Origin of the sequence: Streptomyces hyderabadensis, from assembly GCF_020404845.1 — a bacterium.
Classification (GTDB): domain Bacteria; phylum Actinomycetota; class Actinomycetes; order Streptomycetales; family Streptomycetaceae; genus Streptomyces; species Streptomyces hyderabadensis.
In genome coordinates, this window is record NZ_JAIOJZ010000003.1 from 179662 (window position 1) to 200406 (window position 20745).

Sequence of the window (20745 nt, forward strand, 5' to 3'; positions counted from 1 at the left end):
CCCGCCGGATCAGTTCTGGTGGGACTGGTAGTGCGCGACCGCGTCCGAGGTGCGGCCGGCGCCGTACACCCGCAGGAACTCCGCCAGCTCAGGGTGCGAGGAGGAGAGGGAGTCCGCCGCTTCGATGATGTCCCCGGCGGCCGCCACCGAGCGCAGCAGCGACTGGATCTCCCGGACCACCCGCTTGACCGTGGGCGCCCCCGAACTGCTCGTGGTCGTCGTGGTGTTGCTGAGCACCGAGCCCCCCTGCGACTTCTTGATCTCGTCCATGCGCTCCGTCGCCTCGGCCGCGCTCACACTGCCGTCGGCGACCTGCCCCGACAGGTCCTGCAGCAGCTGCACCCGCTGGACCACGGCGGGATTGCCGATCTTCGCCCGCTGGCCGCTCATCAGCTGCGACAGCATCGGTGCGGACAGCCCCAGCACCCCCGCGAGACGAGCCTGGTTGAGACCGAGATCGTCGATAAGCCTGCGGAAGAGCGCCCCCAGCGGCTCCCCGTACCAGTTCCGCTGCAGTTCCCGCGCTCTTGCGGTGGCTTCCTGCTGTGCGGCGTCCATTGCGTCTCCCCATCGCTTCCCCAAAAACCGCAGTTCGCTCCAGCGAACCACGCCGAGCATCTTACGGAGCGTGGTCGTTCCCCGGGACCCCCAATCATTTGTGAGATACGGGGGGCGACCCGGTACTCTGGTCCCCGGCACCCGGCGGTCCGCGACACCAGGACCGGCGGCGCCTCCCGAGGGGCCTTAGCTCAGTTGGTAGAGCGCTGTCTTTGCATGGCAGATGTCAGGGGTTCGACTCCCCTAGGCTCCACCGTCAAGAACGCCTCCGACCTGCGGTAACACAGGTCGGAGGCGCTCTGTTCTCTGCGGGCGGGCGACAGTGGCCCCGGCGCCCGGGCAGCGGCGGACGGAGACCTTCCTCACCGTCGCCGCCCGCAGACCGCGCCCCACACCGCCCGCACCGACCGGGTGATCACCAACAACCGGAGGGAAAGGGCCAGTTGACCACGTGGAACAACGCTCCCGCGCCCGCTCCGCGACCCGAACGGGCGCACGGACGGGGCCCACTCGGCGCCCGGGTGGCGCTGTCCGCTCTTGATATCGTCACTCCACAGGGCATCAGCGCCACACCCCCGCGGGGCGGTGCCACGTGGCTCATCGCCGTCGGAGCCGTCCGGTCACTACCGACGAGGTGGAAGGGGTAGACCATGCGGGCGAAGGTACGAGCCGCTCTCGACGCGCTCTACATGAAGCGGCTGGTCAGAGAGTTGGAAGGACGCCCACGCCCCCAGCACATCGGCATCATGCTCGACGGCAACCGCCGGTGGGCGAAGATGTCCGGCATCGACGACCCCCGCGAGGGCTACCGGGCCGGCGGCGCCAAGGTGCTGGACTTCCTGCGCTGGTGCGACTCGGCCAAGATCGAGCACGTCACCCTGTTCATGCTCTCCGACGACAACCTCCACCGGCCCGAGGAGCAGCTGAACCCCCTCATCGACATCATCGCCGAGGTCGTCGAGCAGCTGGCCGCACCGGGCAACCCCTGGCCCGTCGAAGCCGTCGGCGCTCTGGACCTGCTGCCCGCCGAGTCCGCGAGCCGCCTCAAGACCGCCACCGCCGCCACCCAGGGCCGCAAGGGCGGCACCAAGGTCGATGTCGCCGTGGGCTACGGAGGCAGGCGGGAGATCGTCGACGCCGTGCGCTCCGCCCTGACCGAGCACAGCTCCCAGGGCGGCGACATCGACGAGTTCATCGAGACCTTCACCATGGAGCACATCTCCAAGCACCTGTACTCCAAGACACGGTCCGAGTCCGACCTCATCATCCGCACCTCCGGTGAGCAGCGGCTCTCCGGATTCCTGCTCTGGCAGTCCGCCTACGCCGAGGTCCACTTCTGCGAGACCTACTGGCCGGACTTCCGTGAGATCGACTTCCTGCGCGCCCTGCGCTCCTACTCCCTCCGGGAACGCCGCTACGGCCGCTGAGCGCGGTTTCACGTGAAACATCGCCGCGGGGCGGGAGACTCAGGGTCTCCCGCCCCGCGGCGTCAGGAACAGCAGCCGGGACGTATACGGCGAGCGGGGATCAGCGGGGCTCGTCGCCGTCCGCCGCCTCCTCCTGCGCCTGCTTGGCCTGCACCTCGGGATCGAGGACCGACTCGCCGGTGCCGTCCACCGAGGTCAGCCGGCCGGACTCGGGGACCTCCGTCGCCTCCGGCGGCTCCACCAGCCAGTCCGGGTTGGCCTGCTTGTCCCACCACTTCCATGCGGCGAAGGCGCCACCCGCGACGATGCCCACCACCGCGAGCACCTTGGCCACCCGACCGGCTGTGGCCCGTCGCTGGTGCCTGCGCGTCAGCCGCTGGATCTCCTTCGCCGTGACCTGACCACGCAGCGCGGCCAGTGCCGCGGCACCACGCGCCGTGGCCTCGTCACGCACCGGACCGGCCGCGGCCACCGCCTGCTCGATCTTCGGTCGTGAATAGTCGGCCGCCTGACGGGCGGCCAGGCGCGTACGGATCGCGGCCTCCTGCGCGGCCGCGTCCACCTTCGGCGGCACATGCGTACGGGCCTGTTCCAGCCGCGGCGCGACATACGTGCCGTACTGCTGACGTGCCTGGCACGTGGCCTGCGACACCTTGGGCGCCAGCCGTACGCGCGCCTCCTGTGCATAGTGAGCGGCCCTGTCCTTGGCCGTGTCGGCGTAGGGCGCCACCACTTCCGCGGCGTGCAGCACGCTGTCCTTCGCCGAACCGGTCGCGGCGCGCACGCTGTCGATGCGGGTCACGGGTTCCTCCTCCTCGGTGGCGTACGGTAATTCGACTTTCCACCCTTTTACGGATCATGCCTGGGGACGCACCGCCAGGCATGCGAGGGCGGGCATCCGGGTCACGGACGATGCCGCCGTGGCCTGGGGGACAAGTGGTGATGAAGTTGCGAACAAGAGCTGATCGACATCAATAACGGATGAATACCGGGCAACACACGCCTGTCCCCGACGATGCCACGGATCGGCCCCGCACGCTCGCGACCCAGCGGTATGCACGACGAACGCACCCCCGGCCGTGCGAGGATCGGTGCGCACAACAGGACGAGGGAAGGCACATCGTGGCCGAGCAGCTCTACGCCACCCTGAAGACCAGCCAAGGTGACATCGAGGTCCGGCTGCTGCCGAACCACGCACCCCGGACCGTCAAGAACTTCGTCGAGCTGGCCCGCGGCGAACGGGAGTGGACCCATCCCGGCACTGGCGAGAAGTCCACGGCCAGGCTCTACGACGGCACCGTCTTCCACCGGGTCCTGAACGGCTTCATGATCCAGGGCGGCGATCCGCTGGGCAACGGCACCGGCGACCCCGGCTACCAGTTCCCGGACGAGTTCCACCCCGACCTCGCCTTCGACAAGCCCTACCTGATGGCCATGGCCAACGCCGGTCCCGGCACCAACGGCTCGCAGTTCTTCATCACCGTCTCCCCGACGACCTGGCTGAACCGCAAGCACACGATCTTCGGCGAGGTGACCGACGAGGCCAGCCAGAAGGTCGTCGACACCATCGCAGCAGCCCGGACCAACCCGCGCACCGAGCGTCCCGTCACCGACATCGTCATCGAAACGGTCCTCGTCGAGACGCGGAACGCCTGAGACCCCCGCGCACCGGGCAGGAACCAAACGCCCCGCCCATCCGTAGAGAAGGGCGGGGCGGTGCATCTGCACACACCGCCCGCAGGGACGACCGAGGGGATGCCATGGACCACGCGGCCGCCGGCCCACCGGACGCCGGCTCGCCGGGAGCCCAGAGCCTGCCCGGCTGCTATCGCCACCCCGACCGCGAGACCGGCATCCGCTGCACCCGCTGCGAGCGCCCGATCTGCACCGACTGCATGGTCAACGCCTCCGTCGGCTTCCACTGCCCGGACTGCGCCGCGGGCCGCACACCGGGCGGCGGCGGACCGGCCCCGGCCGCCTCCCGCCCCCGCACCCTCGCGGGCGGCACGGTCGCCGCCGACCCCCACCTCCTCACCAAGATCCTCATCGGGATCAACGTGGCGGTGTTCATCGCCGTCCAGGCGCTGCCCGACTCCTTCCTCGCCGACCTGGTGCTGATCGGGCGCTGGCCCCCGGCCCCCTACCTGCCGACCGAGGGCGTCGCGGAGGGTGAGTGGTACCGCCTGGTGACCACGATGTTCACCCACCAGGAGATCTGGCACGTCGGCTTCAACATGATCACCCTCTGGTTCCTCGGCGCCCCCCTGGAAGAAGCGCTCGGCCGAGCCCGCTACCTCGCGCTCTACCTGCTGTCCGGCCTGGCCGGCAGCGTCCTCGCCTACCTGCTCGAATCACCCACCACGGCCACCCTCGGCGCCTCCGGCGCGATCTTCGGCCTCTTCGGCGCCACCGCCGCGCTCATGCGCCGGCGCAACGCGGACATGCGGCCGGTCGTCATCCTGCTGGCGATCAGCCTGATCTTCACCTTCACCCGCGAGAACATCTCCTGGCAGGCCCACCTCGGCGGCCTCGTCGCGGGCGCCGTCATCGGCTACGCCATGCTCCAGGCCCCCCGTGAGCGCCGCTCGCTCGTCCAGTACGGCACCTGTGCGCTGGTCCTCCTGGTCGTCGTCGGACTGACCCTGTTGAGGACGGTCCAGCTCACCTGAGCGCCCGGTTGTCCACAGAAGGTGGCGGATCTTGTGCACAGCGTGCGGGAACACGTGTGCCCCCTGTAGCTGACCAGTGTTTGTGCAGGTCAGCCAGGGGGCGAACGTGTTTTCGGAAGCTGGGCCCAGCCGGTACTTCCGTCACACCGGCGTCAATGCCCGAGGGGTTATCCACAGATCGTCTTTCTTTTCCCCATGTGGATAACGCCTGTGGATAACTCCGTGGAACAGCCTTGGGCAGAGCTACTGCTCCGCCACCGCCGGGGCTACTTCCACTGCGTGGAGACGCCGAACCCCGCGGCGATGAATCCGAAGCCCACCACGATGTTCCAGTTGCCCAGGGAGTCGATCGGCAGCGAACCGTCGGTGACGTAGAAGACGACGATCCAGGCCAGGCCGATGACGAACATGGCCAGCATGACCGGCGCCACCCAGCCGCGGTTGGTCAGCTTGATGCTGGCCGCCTGCTTCGAGGGCGGCGGCGTGTAATCGGCCTTCTTGCGGATACGTGACTTCGGCACGAGGGTCTCTCCTGTCGATGCGCTGCGTGGCCGCGCAGGGAACGGGGCTCGGTCTCGGTGGGCGGCGTACATGGGACAAGGGGACTCTGAGCGCTCCCCCGGGCGTCCGTTAGCGTAGTCCTTCCGTGGCGCCGAAGGAGATAAGGGTACGTTGAGCAATTCTGCCGACTCCCCCGGGACGGGATCCAGCCCTGTCCGCCGACGCCGTTTCCGGCCCGTGCGGGTGCTCACGGCGGCCGTCTTCGCGCTCGCGGGACTGATTTTCTTCACCAGCTTCAATACCGCGAAGGGCACCAATATCCGTACGGACGCCTCTTTGCTCAAGTTGTCCGATCTCATCCACGAGCGCAGCCGCGAGAACGGCGATCTGGAGGAGTCCAACGGAGCCCTGCGCGAGGACGTCGAATCGCTCGCCGAGCGTGACGACGGCCGCACGAAGTCGGAGGACGACAAACTCGCGGCGCTGGAGGAGAAGGCGGGCACGCAGAAGCTGACGGGCGAGGCGATCACCGTCACGCTCGACGACGCCCCGCCGGACGCCACCGCGAAGCTCCCGGGCTACCCGGAACCGCAGCCCGACTACCTGGTGATCCACCAGCAGGACCTCCAGGCCGTGGTGAACGCCCTGTGGCAGGGCGGCGCGAAGGGCATCAAGGTCATGGACCAGCGGCTGATCTCCACCAGCGCGGTGCGCTGCGTGGGCAACACCCTGATCCTCCAGGGCCGCGTCTACTCACCGCCGTACAAGATCCAGGCGGTCGGGGATCCGGAGGACCTGAAGAACGCGCTGGCGAAGTCGCCCGCGATCCAGAACTACATGGTCTACGTCAACGTGTACGGGCTCGGCTGGAAGGTCGAGGAGGACGGGCGGGTGACGCTGCCGGGCTACTCGGGCGCCGCGGACCTGCACTATGCCCAGCCTGTGGATTAGCACCGTTCCGAGGCGCCCCGCGCCGCTAGTCTGGTGCGGTACGGCGTGAGTCTGGCGCCGTGGGCGCGACGGAAGGGACGGCATGTACGGCTGGATCTGGCGGCATCTGCCGGGGAACGCGTGGGTGAAGGCGCTGCTCTCGCTCATGCTGGCGATGATCGTGGTCTACGTCCTCTTCCAGTACGTCTTCCCGTGGGCCGAACCGCTGCTCCCCTTCAACGATGTGACGGTGGACAACCAGTGAGCGCGCGCATCCTCGTCGTCGACAACTACGACAGCTTCGTCTTCAACCTGGTCCAGTACCTCTACCAGCTCGGTGCCGAGTGCGAGGTGCTGCGCAACGACGAGGTGTCGACGGCGCACGCCCAGGACGGCTTCGACGGCGTCCTGCTCTCGCCCGGCCCGGGCACGCCCGAGCAGGCGGGCGTCTGCGTCGACATGGTCCGGCACTGCGCGGCGACCGGGGTGCCGGTCTTCGGCGTCTGCCTGGGCATGCAGTCGATGCAGGTGGCGTACGGCGGCGTGGTGGACCGGGCGCCCGAGCTGCTGCACGGCAAGACCTCGCCGGTCGAGCACTCGGACAAGGGCGTCTTCGCGGGCCTGCCCTCGCCCTTCACGGCCACGCGGTACCACTCGCTGGCGGCGGAGCCGGCCACGGTCCCGGCGGAGCTGGAGGTGACGGCCCGCACCCCGGACGGGATCGTGATGGGCCTGCGCCACCGGGAACTGCCGGTGGAGGGCGTGCAGTTCCACCCGGAGTCGGTGCTCACCGAGCACGGGCACCGGATGCTGGCCAACTGGCTGGTGGAGTGCGGCGACCAGGACGCGGTGGCGAGGTCGGCGGGGCTCGCCCCGGTGGTGGGCAGGGCCACGGCGTGACCGCGCTGCGCCCCGAGCGCGACTCCGGCACGGCCGGTGACCAGGGATCCTCGTACGGGCAGCCGTACGGGGATTCCGGTGCGTTCGGGGGCGGTTGGTACGAGGAGCAGTACCCGCAGCCGCTCCTCGACGACGAGACGGTGGCGCTGCGGATCCCGGAGCCCCCGGCGCGCCCGACGGTCGCCGAGACGGGAGCCGAGACCGGAGCCGAAACCGGAGCCGCCGGGACCGGCCCCGTGGGCGGGGGGCGCGCGGCCCGCCGGAAGGCCGCGAAACGGCGTCACGGGCGCCGTGGGGCGCCCCGGGACCAGTCGCCGGGGGAAGAGGCCGCGGAGACCGCGAAGGCGCCTCTGTCGCGCGTGGAGGCCCGTCGGCAGGCACGGGCGCGCAAGCCCGGCGCTGCGGTGATCGCCAGCCGGGCGATCGGTGAGATCTTCATCACGACCGGTGTGCTGATGCTGCTGTTCGTCACCTACCAGCTGTGGTGGACGAACGTGCGGGCGCACGCCCAGGCGAACCAGGCCGCCAGCAGCCTCCAGGACGACTGGGCGAGCGGCAAGCGCAGTCCGGGGACGTTCGAACCCGGTCAGGGCTTCGCGCTGCTGCACATTCCCAAGCTGGACGTGGTGGTGCCGATCGCGGAGGGCATCAGCAGCAAGAAGGTGCTGGACCGGGGCATGGTCGGGCACTACGCGGAGGAGGGGCTGAAGACCGCGATGCCGGACGCGAAGACCGGCAACTTCGGGCTCGCGGGCCACCGCAACACGCACGGCGAGCCGTTCCGGTACATCAACAAGCTGGAGCCGGGCGACCCGATCGTGGTGGAGACGCAGGACAAGTACTTCGTCTACAAGATGGCCTCGATCCTGCCGGTGACGTCGCCCAGCAACGTGAGCGTGCTGGACCCGGTCCCGAAGCAGTCGGGCTTCAAGGGACCCGGCCGCTACATCACCCTCACCACCTGCACGCCCGAGTTCACCAGCAAGTACCGCATGATCGTGTGGGGCAAGATGGTCGAGGAACGGCCGCGCAGCAAGGGCAAGCCGGATGCGCTCGTCAGTTAAGGGCGGATGACCAGTGGCAGCGACCACCGACACGGAGCACCAGGAGCACGCCGGCGAGGACGGCCCACCGGATCCCGGGGCGGGCCGCCGCGGGCGCGGGCCCCGGCGGATCGTCGCGCAGACGGTGAGCGTCTTCGGCGAACTGCTCATCACCGCGGGCCTGGTGATGGGCCTGTTCGTCGTCTACTCGCTGTGGTGGACGAACGTGGTCGCCGACCGGGCCGCGGACAAGCAGGCCGAGAAGGTCCGTGACAACTGGGCCCAGGACCGGGTGGGCGGCGGCGGCCCGGGCGCGCTGGACACCAAGGCGGGCATCGGCTTCCTGCACGTCCCGGCGATGAGCGAGGGCGACATCCTGGTGGAGAAGGGCACGTCGATGAAGGTCCTCAACGACGGCGTGGCCGGCTACTACACCGACCCGGTCAAGGCGACGCTGCCCACCTCGGACAAGGAGGGCAACTTCTCGCTCGCCGCCCACCGGGACGGGCACGGCGCGAAGTTCCACAACATCGACAAGATCGACAAGGGCGATCCGATCGTCTTCGAGACGAAGGACACCTGGTACGTCTACAAGGCGTACGCCGTCCTGCCCGAGACCTCGAAGTTCAACGTCGACGTGCTCGACGGCATCCCCGAGGAGTCCGGCAAGAAGAAGGCCGGCCACTACATCACCCTGACGACCTGCACCCCGGTCTACACGAGCCGCTACCGGTACGTGGTCTGGGGCGAACTGGTCCGCACGGAGAAGGTGGACGGGGAGCGTACGCCGCCGGAGGAACTGCGCTGAGGTCCACCACGCCGGCGCCTTACGACGGAGCCCCGGCCCCCCGCTGAGCAGGGGGGCCGGGGCTCGGGTCGTCCGGTCGTCCGGGCGGGCGGGTCAGTCGCCGAAGCCGGGGAGGCCGGCGATGGTGCCGCCGTTGTCGTTACCGCCGTTGTTGTTGCCGCCGTTTCCGCCGTTGCCGCCCACCGTGGTGAGGGTGATCTGGGTGGCGGCGGGGTCGTCGACCTCGCTGTTGGCCGGCGGGTTCTGCCCTATGACCACGGCGTTGCCGTCGTTCGGACCGTTGACCTGGATGTTGGTGAAGCCGGCCTGCTGCAGGGTCTGCTGGGCCTGGCCCAGGGGCGTGCCGAGCTTGATCTCGGGAACCTTCGTCTTCTCCACGGCCTTGCCGACGACGATCGTGATCTGCGAGCCCGGGTCGACCTGCTGTCCTCCCTGCGGCGTGGTGGAGATCACCTTGTCGACCTGGTTGGGGTCGTTGGTGGGCTGCTCCGTGCAGGTGGCCTCGAGACCTTCGCCCTCCATCCGGGACTTGGCCTCGTCGCAGGACTGGCCCACGACGTCCGGCACCGTGGCCTTCTCCTCGGCCTTGGCGACCTCCAGGGTCACCGTGGAGCCCTTCTCCAGCTCCTTGCCCGGGTCGGGGTCCTGGCTGAGGACCGTGCCCTCGTCCTGGGAGGACTCGGTCTGCTTGGTCTGGACGTCGAAGCCCTTGTCCTCGAGCTGCTTGGTGGCCTCGTCGACGTTCTTGCCGATCACGTTGTCGACGGCGACCTTGGGCGCGCCCGTCGAGACCACCAGGTTGACCGTGGAGTCCTTGTCGACCGAGGTGCCCTGCTTGGGGTCCTGGGAGCAGATGCTGCCCTTCTTCTGGTCCTCGCAGGGCTTCTGCTCGACCGTGCCCAGCTTGAGGTCGGAGTTGGTGAGCTGTTTCTCGGCGTCGTCCTGCGTCTGACCGACCAGGGCGGGGACGTCGACCTTGCCGTCGCCCGGCCCCCCGCCTCCGCTGAAGGCGTACTTGCCGATCAGGATGGCGCCGACGAGGACGAGGATGCCGGCCAGCACCAGGAAGATCGTGGAGGTGTTCTTCTTGCGGGGCTGCTGGCGGCGCCGGTCGGGGCGCTCGTCGTAGCCGTAGCCGCCGTCGTCCGGGTTCATGGGCGGCAGCATGGTCGTGGCGCCGGCGCCCCCGTCCGAGCGCAGGGCGGTGGTCGGCTGGTCGTCCGGGTAGCCGCCGTAGCCGCCGGCGGCCATGGCGCCCATCGCGGCGGTGGCGGCGACGGGCTGGCCGTCGAGGCAGGCCTCGATGTCGGCGCGCATCTCGTCGGCCGACTGGTAGCGGTAGTCCGGGTCCTTGACCAGGGCCTTCAGCACGATCGCGTCCATCTCGGGCGTGATCTCGGGGTCGAAGACGCTCGGCGCCTGCGGTTCTTCGCGCACGTGCTGGTAGGCCACGGCGACCGGGGAGTCCCCGACGAAGGGCGGGCGCACGGTCAGCAGCTCGTAGAGGAGGCAGCCCGTGGAGTACAGGTCGGACCGGGCGTCGACCTGCTCGCCCTTGGCCTGCTCCGGGGAGAGGTACTGGGCGGTGCCGATCACGGCGGCGGTCTGGGTCATCGTCATGCCGGAGTCGCCCATGGCGCGGGCGATGCCGAAGTCCATGACCTTGACCTGGCCGTTGCGGGTGAGCATGACGTTGGCCGGCTTGATGTCGCGGTGGACGATGCCGGCCCGGTGCGAGTACTCCAGGGCCTGGAGGATGCCGATGGTCATCTCCAGCGTCCGCTCCGGCAGCAGCTTGCGGCCGGAGTGGAGCAGCTCACGGAGCGTGGAGCCGTCGACGTACTCCATGACGATGTACGGGATCGACACGTTGTCGATGTAGTCCTCGCCCGTGTCGTAGACCGCCACGATCGCGGGATGGTTGAGCGAGGCGGCCGACTGGGCCTCCCGGCGGAAGCGGGCCTGGAAGGACGGGTCGCGCGCGAGGTCCGCGCGGAGCGTCTTCACCGCCACGGTGCGGCCGAGCCGGGTGTCGTGCGCGAGGTAGACCTCCGCCATGCCACCACGGCCGAGCACCTGGCCCAGCTCGTACCGGCCGCCGAGGCGACGCGGCTCTTCCATGGTTACCTACCAGCCCTCTCCGTCGGTCCCGACCGGCATGCTTGTACGGTCGGAGGCTGCCGTCCGGCCTACCGTACCCGGCTCGCTCCTGGCCCCTTGGCCGAGCCGGGCAGCCGATACAGGACCGGTATCGCAACGTGCGCCGATGTGAAGGGGACGTGACCGGAGTCACGCCCCGTTCATGGCGCGGTCACTTCTTGCTGTCGATGACGGCCTCCATGACGTTCTTCGCGATCGGTGCCGCGAGGCCGCCGCCGGAGATGTCGTCACGGACGGCGTTCTCGTCCTCGATCACCACGGCCACGGCGACGGGCGAGCTGCCGTCCTCGGCCTTGGCGTACGAGATGAACCACGCGTAGGGGTTCTTGCTGTTGTTCTCGCCGTGCTGTGCGGTACCGGTCTTGCCGCCCACCTTGACGCCGTCGATCTTGGCGTTGGTTCCCGTGCCGTCCTCGACGACGGTCTCCATCATCGACTGGAGGATCTGGGCGTTGTCCGCGGACAGCGGCTTGCTCATCTCCTCGGGGTCCGTCTTCTCGATGGTGTCGAGGTTGGGGGCCTGGAGCGCGTCGACCATGTACGGCTTCATCAGAGTGCCGTTGTTGGCGATGGCCGAGGTGACCATGGCCATCTGCAGCGGGGTGGCGGCGGTGTTGTACTGGCCGATGGAGGAGAGCGCGACCTGCGAGTCGTTCATGCCGTCGGAGAAGACCGAGGCGCTGGAGCGGACCGGGACGAACTGCTCCTCGGTGAAGCCGAACTTCTTGGCCGTCTCCAGCATCTTGTCGTTGCCCAGGTCGTAGCCGAGCTTGCCGAAGACGGTGTTGCAGGAGACGCGCAGGGCCTCGCGGAGGGTGGCGTCCTTGCAGGGGATGTCGCCCTCGTTGTCCAGCTCGGTGGTGGTGCCGGGCATCGTCCAGGGCAGCGGGGAGTCGGTCTTCTCGTCGGCCGAGTCGTACTTCCCGTGTTCCAGGGCCGCGGCCGCGGTGACCACCTTGAAGGTGGAGCCGGGCGGATAGACCTCGCGCAGCGCGCGGTTGAGCATCGGGTCGTCGGGGTTGTTCTTCTTCTGGAGCTTGTTCCAGGCCTCGCCGGCCGCCTCGTTGCTGCCCGCGATGGAGGTGGGGTCGTACGAGGGGTAGGAGGCCATCGAGAGGATCTTGCCGGTGGACGGCTCGATCGCGACGACGGCGCCCTTGGCGCCCTGCTTCTTCAGACCGTCGTAGGCGGCCTTCTGGGCGGCGCTGTTGAGGGTGGTGACGACGTTGCCGCCCTCGCGCTTCTTGCCCGTGATCATGTCGAGGGTGTTGCGGAAGAAGAGCCGGTCGTCGTTGCCGGTGAGGATGCCGTCGTCGATGGACTCGAGCTGGGTGGCGCCGAAGGCCTGGGAGACGTACCCGGTGACGGGCGCCCACATGGCGCCGTCCTTGTAGGTGCGCTTGTACTTGAAGTCGCCCTCGGTGGTGGCGTGTCCGGTGATGGCCTTGCCGTCGACGATGATGTCGCCGCGCGGGGTGGCGTACCGCTCGATGGCGACCCGGCGGTTGTGCTCGTCGTCCTTCAGCTCGTCGGCCTGGACGTACTGGATCCAGTTGTCCCGGATGAGCAGGGTGAGGACGAGGAGGCCGCAGAAGATCGCGATTCGGCGCAGTGGCTTGTTCACGGTCGGACCACCTGGGTCATCTCGGCGTCGGGGTTGGCGGGCGCGGCGGGTGCCGGTCTGCGCGCGGTGTCGCTGATGCGCAGCAGAATGCCGATCAACGCCCAGTTGGCGATGACGGAGGAGCCGCCGTAGGCCAGGAAGGGCATCGTCATACCGGTGAGCGGGATGAGGCCCATGACACCGCCGGCGACGACGAAGACCTGGAGGGCGAAGGCGCCGGAGAGGCCGATGGCGAGGAGCTTGCCGAAGGGGTCGCGGGCGGCGAGGGCGGTGCGCACGCCGCGTTCCACGATCAGGGCGTACAGCAGCAGCAGGGCCATCAGGCCGGCCAGGCCCAGTTCCTCGCCGAAGGTGGCGAGGATGAAGTCGGAGTTGGCGGCGAAGCCGATGAGGTCGGAGTTGCCCTGGCCCCAGCCGCTGCCGAGGGTGCCTCCGGAACCGAAGGCCCACAGGGCCTGCATGGACTGCTCGGTGTGGCCGACGACGCCCTGCCGGCTGAGCTCGAACTCGTGCATCGGGTCGAGCCAGGCCTGGACGCGCTGCTGTACGTGGGATTCGAAGGAGGCCACGCCGACGGCGCCGGCCGCGGACATCAGCAGGCCGAAGACGATCCAGCTGGTCCGCTCGGTGGCGACGTACAGCATGATCACGAACATGCCGAAGAAGAGCAGCGAGGTGCCCAGGTCGGTCTCGAAGACCAGGATCAGGATCGAGATGATCCAGACGACGATGATCGGACCGAGGTCACGTCCGCGGGGCAGATAGAGGCCCATGAAGCGGCGGCTGGCGAGGGCCAGGGCGTCGCGTTTGACCATGAGGTACCCCGCGAAGAACACCGCGAGGATGATCTTGGCGAACTCGCCGGGCTGGAGGGTGCCGAGACCGGGGATCTTGATCCAGATCTTGGCACCGAAGGTGTTGTGCCCGAGGCCCGGAACCAGCGGCAGCAGCAACAGGACCAGCGCGCCGGCCATGGAGATGTAGGTGTAGCGCTGCAGGACGCGGTGGTCCCTGAGGAAGACAAGCACGGCGACGAACAGGGCGACGCCGAGTGCGGAGTACATGAGCTGGCGTGGCGCCGCCTCGACGAACAGCTTGCTCGACTGCAGACGCTCGGACTGGTCCAGGCGCCAGATGGCGACGAGCCCGAGGCCGTTGAGCAGCGTGGCCAGCGGCAGCAGCAGCGGGTCCGCGTACGGGGCGAACTTGCGCACGACGAGGTGGCCGACGCCGGCCAGCAGGCCGAGGCCGAAGCCGTAGCTCAACAGGCCCGCGGGCACCTCGTCGTTGATGGCCAGTCCCACGTTGGCGTAGGCGAAGACCGGGATGAGGACGGCGAACACGAGCAGAGCCAGCTCGGTGTTGCGCCGGCTCGGGGCGCCGATGGCGCCGATCGTGGACGTGTGGTGCGTCGACGGGTTGGTAGTACTGCTCATCGTGTGACGGGGCCTCTCACGGCTTGCCTACTGCTTACCGCACAGCGAGACGACCTTCTGCTCTTCCTCCGAGAGGGTCGGTCCTGAGCCTGGAGTGGGTGCGGTCGTGGACGGGGACTCGGACGATTCGGGTGCCTCGGGCGAGCCCGACGGGTTCGGGCTGGGCGAGGCCTTGGACGTGAAGGAGGCGGGGCTGGTTCCCGTGGTGCCTCCGGCCTCGCCCTCGCCCGACTTCGCGTTCTTCTCGGTCTCCGCGGTGCGCCGGTCGGCCTGCTTCTTGCAGGCGGAGGCCTGTACCGCCAGTTCCTCGATCTTGGCCCGGGCGTCGTTGAGGTCGCCCTCGGGGATGGTGGCCTCGACCAGTTTCTGCTGGTAGGGCGGCAGGTACTTGAGTTCGATCTCGGGGTGGTCCTTCTGGACCTTGGAGAGCGAGACCCAGGCGAGGTCCTGGCTGATGCCCCGGTACAGCGCGAGGTGGTCGTCCTTGGTGCCGACGTAGTACTGGGTCTGGGTCCAGCGCCAGCCGCCGTAGCAGCCGCCGCCGATGACGGCGAGGGCGAGGGCGGTGTACAGGGACCGCTTGAGCCACTTGCGGTTCTTGCGGGGCTTGACGAAGTCGTCGGGGCCGTAGTCGTCGAAGCCGCCGGTGGGGATGAAGCCGGTGACGTCACCGCTGCCGGGCGGGCCGAACTCGCCGCCCCCGCCGCGCTGACCGCCGCCCCGGCCGAGGCCCGCGGCGCGCCCGGCCGGGGTCTGCATGATGCCGTTGTCGCCCATCTGGGCCTGGTTCTCGGCGACCGCGCCGACGACCACGGGGGTGTCGGAGAGCTGTCCGGCGAGGGTGTCGCCGGTGTCGAGGTCGAGGACGTCGGCGACGATGACGGTGATGTTGTCGGGGCCGCCGCCGCGCAGCGCGAGCTGGATCAGCTCCTGCACGGTCTCCTGCGGGCCCTGGTAGCTGGCGAGGGTGTCCTCCATCGTCTGGTGGGAGACGACGCCGGAGAGCCCGTCGGAGCAGATCAGGTAACGGTCGCCGGCCCGTACCTCGCGGATGGACAGGTCGGGCTCGACGTGGTCGCCGCTGCCGAGGGCGCGCATCAGCAGGGAGCGCTGCGGGTGGGTGCCCGCCTCCTCCTCGGTGATCCGTCCCTCGTCGACGAGGCGCTGCACCCAGGTGTGGTCCTGGGTGATCTGGGTGAGGACGCCGTCGCGCAGCAGGTAGGCGCGGGAGTCGCCGACGTGGACCATGCCCAGGCGCTGCCCGGTCCACAACAGGGCGGTGAGGGTGGTGCCCATGCCCTCCAGGGCGGGGTCCTCCTCGACCATCTGCCGCAGCTGGTCGTTGGCGCGCTGGACGGCGGCACCGAGGGAGGTGAGGACGTCGGAGCCGGGCACGTCGTCGTCGAGGGCGACGATGGTGGAGATCACCTCGGAGGAGGCGACCTCGCCGGCGGCCTGGCCGCCCATGCCGTCGGCGATGGCGAGCAGGCGCGGACCGGCGTAGCCGGAGTCCTCGTTGCCCTCCCGGATCATGCCCTTGTGGGAACCGGCGGCGAAGCGCAGTGACAGACTCATGCGCACCTCGCCCGTCGGCTCCGACTGCAGCCGGTCGTGTCGAGCCACACTGCCCACCCTCCGGTCGGGAGCGCGCCGGGGCCCGGGGTGCCGGCCGCCGCTGCGTGCTCGCTCCGCTCGCGCTCATTCATTGGTGTAGCACTACTTCCGCAGCTCGATGACGGTCTTGCCGATGCGGATCGGCGCCCCGGGGCCAATCGGTGTGGGGGTCGTCAGCCGGGCCCGGTCCAGGTAGGTGCCGTTGGTGGAGCCCAGGTCCTCGACGATCCACTGGCCGTTCTGGTCCGGGTAGATCCTGGCATGGCGGCTGGAGGCGTAGTCGTCGTCCAGCACGATCGTCGAGTCGTGTGCCCGGCCGAGCGTGATGGTCTGGCCCTGGAGGGCAACGGTGGTGCCGGTGAGGGTGCCCTCCGTCACGACCAGCTTGGTGGGCGCGCCCCGGCGGCCGCGGCCGCCGCCGGACTGCTGGCGCTGCGGTGGCGGCGCCTGGCCCTGGCGCGTGGCGGTCTGCTGCGGTCGGGCGGCGTCGCGTCGCGCGCCGCGCTGGGTGACCCGCGTACCGAAGAGGTCGCTGCGGATGACCTGCACGGCCACGATCACGAACAGCCACAGTACGGCGAGAAAACCCAGCCGCATGACCGTGAGGGTCAGCTCTGACATTGCCCCCGGATCACCCTTCGGCTTGCCTGTAGATAACGGTGGTGCTGCCCACGACGATCCGCGAGCCGTCGCGGAGCGTAGCGCGGGTGGTGTGCTGCCCGTCCACCACGATGCCGTTGGTGGACCCGAGATCCTGGATCGTCGAGGGCGTTCCGGTCCGGATCTCGCAGTGCCGGCGGGAGACGCCGGGGTCGTCGATCCGCACGTCGGCCTCGGTGCTGCGGCCCAGCACCAGCGTCGCGCGGGAGATCTGGTGGCGGGTGCCGTTGATCTCGATCCAGTGGCGGGTGCGTCCGCCGGGTGCGGGTGCGGCCGGGGGCTGCTGACCGCCGGGCTGCGGGTAGCCGTAGCCGCCGGGGCGTCCGCCGGGCGGCGGCGCGGACGGCATGGGCGGGGCGCCCGCGGGGGCGGCGGCCGGCGGGTAGCCGTACCCACCGCCCGGTGCGGCGGGCCGCGCGGGCGGTGCCGGGGGTGCGGCGGCGCCCGGGCCCCCCTGGTGGCTGGTCGAGGAGGCGAGCGTGCGGCTGCGCACCCGGTACAGGCCGGTGTCGAGGTCGTCCGCCTTCTCCAGGTGGACCTTGATCGGTCCCATGAAGGTGTAGCGCTGCTGCTTGGCGTAGTCGCGGACCATGCCGGCCAGCTCGTCGCCGAGCTGCCCGGAGTAGGGGCTGAGGCGCTCGAAGTCGGGCGTGCTCAGCTCCACGATGAAGTCGTTGGGCACGACGGTGCGGTCGCGGTTCCAGATGGTCGCGTTGTTGTCGCATTCGCGCTGGAGCGCTCCCGCGATCTCCACGGGCTGCACCTCGGACTTGAACACCTTCGCGAAGGTGCCGTTGACCAGACCTTCGAGACGCTGCTCGAACTTCTTCAGGACTCCCATGGGGCACCTCCTCCGTCGCTGCCGTCCTGTCCGCTGCCTTGCGTACTGCTGCTCTGCGTACTGCTGCCTTGCCTACCGCTGCCTTGCGCCGTGCTGAGCCGTGTCGTGCCGCCTCGTGCAGTGCCGTGCGGTCCCGCACTGCCCACCTGGTACTGCTTACTGATCGTATCCACGCGCCGGTCGATCGGCTGGTTCCCCCTGTCGGCCCGGTCGACGGGTGTCGACGCCTCTCGGAGTTCCCGCCGGAGTTCCCCTTCGAACTCCCGCGGACCTTCGGGATGTGCTCCCGCAGGTACTCATGCCCAGGATCGTAGAGGCGGCCGCAGACCAGTGTCCCGCACCTGACCGCGGTCCCCCACCGGCTCCTGGGGAGACGGGCCGGACCGGTACGAGGTTGATACGTGAACGGCCCAGGAACGGGACGAGTGCCCGAAGGAGGGCGGGCGCCCCGGTCCGCCGGGGGAAAGGGATGTGAATCGACCCCTTCCAGCGTGCTAATGTTCTCGTGTCGGAAGGCGCCGGACCGCAAGGAAAGGCCCGGAAGACACACCCAATGCGCGGGTGGCGGAATAGGCAGACGCGCTGGATTCAGGTTCCAGTGCCCGCAAGGGCGTGGGGGTTCAACTCCCCCCTCGCGCACCAGCCGGAAGCCCCCCAGGTCTCGGACCTGGGGGGCTTCCGCATGTCCGGGCGCGGTGGCCCGCGATGCGTGCGTTGTGAGGAAGGTCTCAGGACTCCGACCGCCACAGCGCCGGCACGTTCGGCGGCTCCCAGCCCGTCATCGAGGTGTGCGCCTGGAGGCACCGGTAGGAGCGGCCGCCGTACGTCACCCGGTCACCGGCGGTGTAGGCGCGGCCGCTCGCCCAGGTGCCGCCCGGCGGGTCGGTGGGCGGGTCGGTGGGCGGGTCCGTGGGGCCGGTGTCGCCGTCCACGTTCAGGACGAAGTCGAAGGTGCCCTCCTTGCCGCCGCCGGCGCCGCGGACGTTCATCAGCAGCGCCGGGTCGAAGATCATGTCCGTGCTGTTGCGGGGCTCGCCGGGGAAGTAGAGCTGGGTGGTCAGCACGGGTTCGCCGGGGGCCTGCACCTTGACGTGGATGTGCCGGGTGCGGCCGGGGTAGAGGCCGGGCACGATCGTCTGCAGGGCGAAGGCGCCGGTGGCGTCGCTGAACTGGTGGCCGCGGAAGGTGTAGCCGGCCATGTCGTAGTCGCCGTTGTCGTCGGCCTGCCAGAAGTCGAGGAGCACGCCGGACAGCGGGACGCAGTTCCGGCCGAAGACGTAGCCGCTGACGGTCAGCGGGGTGCCCGGGGTGCCGGGGGTGACCAGGTTGGTGCGCAGCGGGGAGTTCGGCTTGAAGTACGGCCCCTCCATCTGGTCGGGGGTCAGGTCGTCGCCGTCGTCGCAGTACGGGGTCGGCGTCAGCTGCCGGCCGTCGGAGGAGCGGGCGGCGTCCCGGGCCAGCGCGACGCCGCCGGTGGCGAGCAGCGGGACGGCGGCCCCGGCGGCGACGGCGGCCCTGAGCAGCGTCTTGCGGCTGATGCCGCGCTCGGCGCCGGAGCCCGGGGCGGATCCGGGCCTGGGCCCGGGCTTGGGCACGTCGGGGGTCGTGGGGGTGTCGGAGGTCATGGCGGTTCCTCGGTCTCCTCGGTGGGTGGTCCCTTGGGGAAGCTGAACGGGACGTGCGACATCCGGGACGTCGGGGACAGGGAGCGCGCCCGCCGGCGCGGGGCAGGCTGCTGGAGGTGCTTCGACGGGCGCGCTCCGTGGTGATCACTGGCAACCGTAGGCGCGCACCGGGGGGCGGGGGCACCTCCTGTTTCGCCCCCTGCCCGGCGTTATGAGGGCGGCGGGCGGGGGCCCGTGTACGGCAGGCGCGGCCGGGGGTACGGTCGTGGCGCCCCGGCGCCGGGACGGACCGACGGCACGCGGTACGCCGGCGCCGTACGAACGGGCCGGGTGCGACCGTCGTGCGCGAGTGCGGTACGACGAGGCGGTACGAGGCAGTGGTACGAGGCACAGGCACGGACGAGTCCGACGCGTACGACGAGTCCGACGAGCACGGGGAGGGTGGCCGGGATGACCGGGGCGACGGCGGGGGCGGGCGCACAGGCGGTGACCGGAGGGGCGGCCGGGGCGGTGCCCGCGGCGCGCGGGACGACGGGGCGCGGGACGGGCGGGCAGGCGCCGGGCGGACGGTTGCCGGTCGTGCCCGGGTTCGCGCGGTGGCCCGCGGCCGGTTCGCCGAAGGCGGAGGGCAAGGCGCTGCGCACGCGCGTGCCGCGGTCCGCGCACGCCGCGCTCGATGCGGACGCCGCCCGGCCGGACGCGGTGAGCGCGGTCGAGGAGTCCAACCGCGGCCGGATACCGGGGCTCACCCCGATCCGGGCCGGGCGGATGGCGGCCACGCCGTTCGCCTTCCTGCGCGGGTCGGCGGGCCTGATGGCGTACGACCTGGCGCGCACGCCGGTGACCGGCATCGGCGCCCAGATCTGCGGGGACGCGCACGCCGCCAACTTCGGTCTCTACGGCGACGCCCGCGGCGGCCTGGTCATCGACCTCAACGACTTCGACGAGACGGTCCACGGCCCCTGGGAGTGGGACCTCAAGCGGCTCGCCGCCTCGCTGGTGCTCGCGGGCCGGGAGGCCGGCGCCGACGAGGACACCTGCCGCGCGGCCGCCCACGACGCGACCGGCGCCTACCGGCGCACCATGCGGCTGCTGGCGAGGCTCCCCGCGCTGGACGCCTGGAACGCCATCGCCGACGAGGAACTGGTCTCCCACACCGACGCCCACGACCTGCTCGGCACCCTTGAGCGGGTCTCCGAGAAGGCGCGGGCCAACACCAGCGGGCGCTTCGCCGCGAAGTCGACCGAGTCCACCGAGGACGGCGGGCGGCGCTTCGTGGACGCGGCGCCGGTGCTGCGCCGGGTGACGGACGCCGAGGCGGCGGCGGTCGCGGGCGCCCTGGAGGCGTACCTGGCCACCCTCTCCGAGGACCGGCTGCCGCTGCTGGCCCGGTACGCGGTGCACGACGTGGCCTTCCGGGTCGTCGGCACCGGCAGCGTGGGCACGCGGTCCTACGTCGTGCTGCTCCTGGACCACCGGGGCGAACCGCTCGTGCTCCAGGTCAAGGAGGCCCGGCCCTCCGCGCTGCTGCCCCATCTGGCCACCGCCGGTTTCGACGCCCCCGAGCCGGAGCACGAGGGCCGCCGGGTCGTCATGGGGCAGAAGCGGATGCAGGTGGTCAGCGACATCCTGCTCGGCTGGACCTCGGTCGACGGGCGGCCCTTCCAGGTGCGGCAGTTCCGCAACCGCAAGGGCAGCGTCGACCCCGCGGCGCTGGCCGCCGACCAGCTGGACGACTACGGCCGGATGACCGGCGCGCTGCTGGCCCGGGCCCACGCGCACAGCGCCGACCCGCGGACGATCGCGGGCTACTGCGGCAAGAACGACGAGCTGGACGAGGCGGTGGCCGCCTTCGCCGTCGCCTACGCCGACCGCACCGAGGCGGACCACGCGGAACTGGTGGCCGCGGTGCGCACGGGGCGGGTCGCGGCGGAGCTGGGGGTGTGAGG

The 20745-nt window shown here is 70.3% G+C and carries 19 protein-coding genes and 2 tRNA genes; 11 read left to right on the plus strand and 10 right to left on the minus strand.

Translation table 11 applies throughout. The annotated features are described in order from the left end of the window. Positions 1-9: 9 nt before the first annotated feature. Positions 10-558, minus strand: coding sequence for a helix-turn-helix domain-containing protein (locus tag K7854_RS04390; RefSeq protein ID WP_226025009.1), 549 nt, complete (start codon positions 556-558; stop codon positions 10-12). A 180-nt stretch (positions 559-738) separates the two neighbouring features. Between K7854_RS04390 and K7854_RS04395 the strand changes: the two genes are divergently transcribed. Together K7854_RS04395 and K7854_RS04400 are read left to right on the plus strand one after the other, a co-directional pair. After that, positions 739-811 (plus strand) — tRNA-Ala (locus K7854_RS04395). Positions 812-1208: 397 nt separating this feature from the next. Next, positions 1209-1985 carry an isoprenyl transferase gene (locus K7854_RS04400; RefSeq protein WP_061443622.1) on the plus strand — a complete coding sequence of 259 codons (777 nt, stop codon included), beginning with the start codon at positions 1209-1211 and terminating at the stop codon, positions 1983-1985. A 100-nt stretch (positions 1986-2085) separates the two neighbouring features. Here K7854_RS04400 and K7854_RS04405 read toward each other — a convergent pair whose 3' ends face one another. Next, positions 2086-2787, minus strand: a complete 702-nt coding sequence (locus K7854_RS04405) for a DUF5324 family protein (protein WP_226025010.1) — start codon at positions 2785-2787, stop codon at positions 2086-2088. A 320-nt stretch (positions 2788-3107) separates the two neighbouring features. Here K7854_RS04405 and K7854_RS04410 point away from each other — a divergent pair, with 320 nt between their 5' ends. Together K7854_RS04410 and K7854_RS04415 are read left to right on the plus strand one after the other, a co-directional pair. Further along, positions 3108-3641 carry a peptidylprolyl isomerase gene (locus K7854_RS04410; RefSeq protein WP_226025011.1) on the plus strand — a complete coding sequence of 178 codons (534 nt, stop codon included), beginning with the start codon at positions 3108-3110 and terminating at the stop codon, positions 3639-3641. A gap of 104 nt (positions 3642-3745) precedes the next feature. Beyond that, a complete protein-coding gene (locus K7854_RS04415; RefSeq protein ID WP_226025012.1) occupies positions 3746-4654 on the plus strand; it encodes a rhomboid family intramembrane serine protease in 909 nt (302 codons plus the stop codon). Positions 4655-4920: 266 nt separating this feature from the next. Here K7854_RS04415 and crgA read toward each other — a convergent pair whose 3' ends face one another. After that, positions 4921-5175 (minus strand): cell division protein CrgA, encoded by a 255-nt coding sequence (gene crgA / locus K7854_RS04420; RefSeq protein ID WP_226025013.1) that lies wholly within the window; start codon positions 5173-5175, stop codon positions 4921-4923. Between the two features lie 151 nt (positions 5176-5326). Here crgA and K7854_RS04425 point away from each other — a divergent pair, with 151 nt between their 5' ends. From K7854_RS04425 to K7854_RS04445, 5 genes are all read left to right on the plus strand, one after another. Beyond that, a complete protein-coding gene (locus K7854_RS04425) occupies positions 5327-6106 on the plus strand; it encodes a DUF881 domain-containing protein (protein ID WP_226025014.1) in 780 nt (259 codons plus the stop codon). Between the two features lie 82 nt (positions 6107-6188). Next, positions 6189-6350 carry a hypothetical protein gene (locus tag K7854_RS04430; protein WP_016326682.1) on the plus strand — a complete coding sequence of 54 codons (162 nt, stop codon included), beginning with the start codon at positions 6189-6191 and terminating at the stop codon, positions 6348-6350. Further along, entirely contained in the window at positions 6347-6985 is a 639-nt protein-coding gene (locus K7854_RS04435) for an aminodeoxychorismate/anthranilate synthase component II (RefSeq protein WP_226025015.1), read from the plus strand. Before K7854_RS04430 ends, K7854_RS04435 begins: the two co-directional genes overlap by 4 nt. Next, positions 6982-8049 carry a class E sortase gene (locus tag K7854_RS04440; protein ID WP_226025016.1) on the plus strand — a complete coding sequence of 356 codons (1068 nt, stop codon included), beginning with the start codon at positions 6982-6984 and terminating at the stop codon, positions 8047-8049. Before K7854_RS04435 ends, K7854_RS04440 begins: the two co-directional genes overlap by 4 nt. A gap of 13 nt (positions 8050-8062) precedes the next feature. Next, positions 8063-8836 (plus strand): class E sortase, encoded by a 774-nt coding sequence (locus K7854_RS04445; protein WP_226025017.1) that lies wholly within the window; start codon positions 8063-8065, stop codon positions 8834-8836. A gap of 93 nt (positions 8837-8929) precedes the next feature. On the opposite strand, the gene pknB is transcribed toward K7854_RS04445, so the two are convergent. The 6 genes from pknB to fhaA form a co-directional block, all read right to left on the minus strand. After that, the gene (gene pknB, locus K7854_RS04450; protein ID WP_226025018.1) at positions 8930-10957 is read right to left on the minus strand and encodes a Stk1 family PASTA domain-containing Ser/Thr kinase; all 2028 of its coding nucleotides are present in this window, start codon (positions 10955-10957) and stop codon (positions 8930-8932) included. A gap of 190 nt (positions 10958-11147) precedes the next feature. Continuing rightward, a complete protein-coding gene (locus tag K7854_RS04455; protein WP_226025019.1) occupies positions 11148-12620 on the minus strand; it encodes a peptidoglycan D,D-transpeptidase FtsI family protein in 1473 nt (490 codons plus the stop codon). Further along, positions 12617-14056, minus strand: a complete 1440-nt coding sequence (locus K7854_RS04460) for an FtsW/RodA/SpoVE family cell cycle protein (RefSeq protein ID WP_226025020.1) — start codon at positions 14054-14056, stop codon at positions 12617-12619. Before K7854_RS04460 ends, K7854_RS04455 begins: the two co-directional genes overlap by 4 nt. A 27-nt stretch (positions 14057-14083) precedes the next feature. Beyond that, positions 14084-15631 (minus strand): Stp1/IreP family PP2C-type Ser/Thr phosphatase, encoded by a 1548-nt coding sequence (locus K7854_RS04465; protein ID WP_226025021.1) that lies wholly within the window; start codon positions 15629-15631, stop codon positions 14084-14086. A gap of 141 nt (positions 15632-15772) precedes the next feature. Further along, entirely contained in the window at positions 15773-16291 is a 519-nt protein-coding gene (gene fhaB, locus K7854_RS04470) for an antibiotic biosynthesis regulator FhaB (protein WP_003975090.1), read from the minus strand. Positions 16292-16301: 10 nt separating this feature from the next. Then, positions 16302-17171, minus strand: a complete 870-nt coding sequence (gene fhaA / locus K7854_RS04475) for an antibiotic biosynthesis regulator FhaA (RefSeq protein ID WP_226025022.1) — start codon at positions 17169-17171, stop codon at positions 16302-16304. Between the two features lie 555 nt (positions 17172-17726). Between fhaA and K7854_RS04480 the strand changes: the two genes are divergently transcribed. Then, a tRNA-Leu gene (locus K7854_RS04480) sits at positions 17727-17813 on the plus strand. 86 nt (positions 17814-17899) lie between these two features. On the opposite strand, the gene K7854_RS04485 is transcribed toward K7854_RS04480, so the two are convergent. Then, the gene (locus K7854_RS04485) at positions 17900-18796 is read right to left on the minus strand and encodes a carbohydrate-binding protein (RefSeq protein ID WP_226025023.1); all 897 of its coding nucleotides are present in this window, start codon (positions 18794-18796) and stop codon (positions 17900-17902) included. A 450-nt stretch (positions 18797-19246) separates the two neighbouring features. On the opposite strand from K7854_RS04485, the gene K7854_RS04490 reads away from it, so the two are divergent. Next, positions 19247-20743 (plus strand): DUF2252 domain-containing protein, encoded by a 1497-nt coding sequence (locus tag K7854_RS04490; protein WP_226025024.1) that lies wholly within the window; start codon positions 19247-19249, stop codon positions 20741-20743. Positions 20744-20745: the final 2 nt, after the last annotated feature.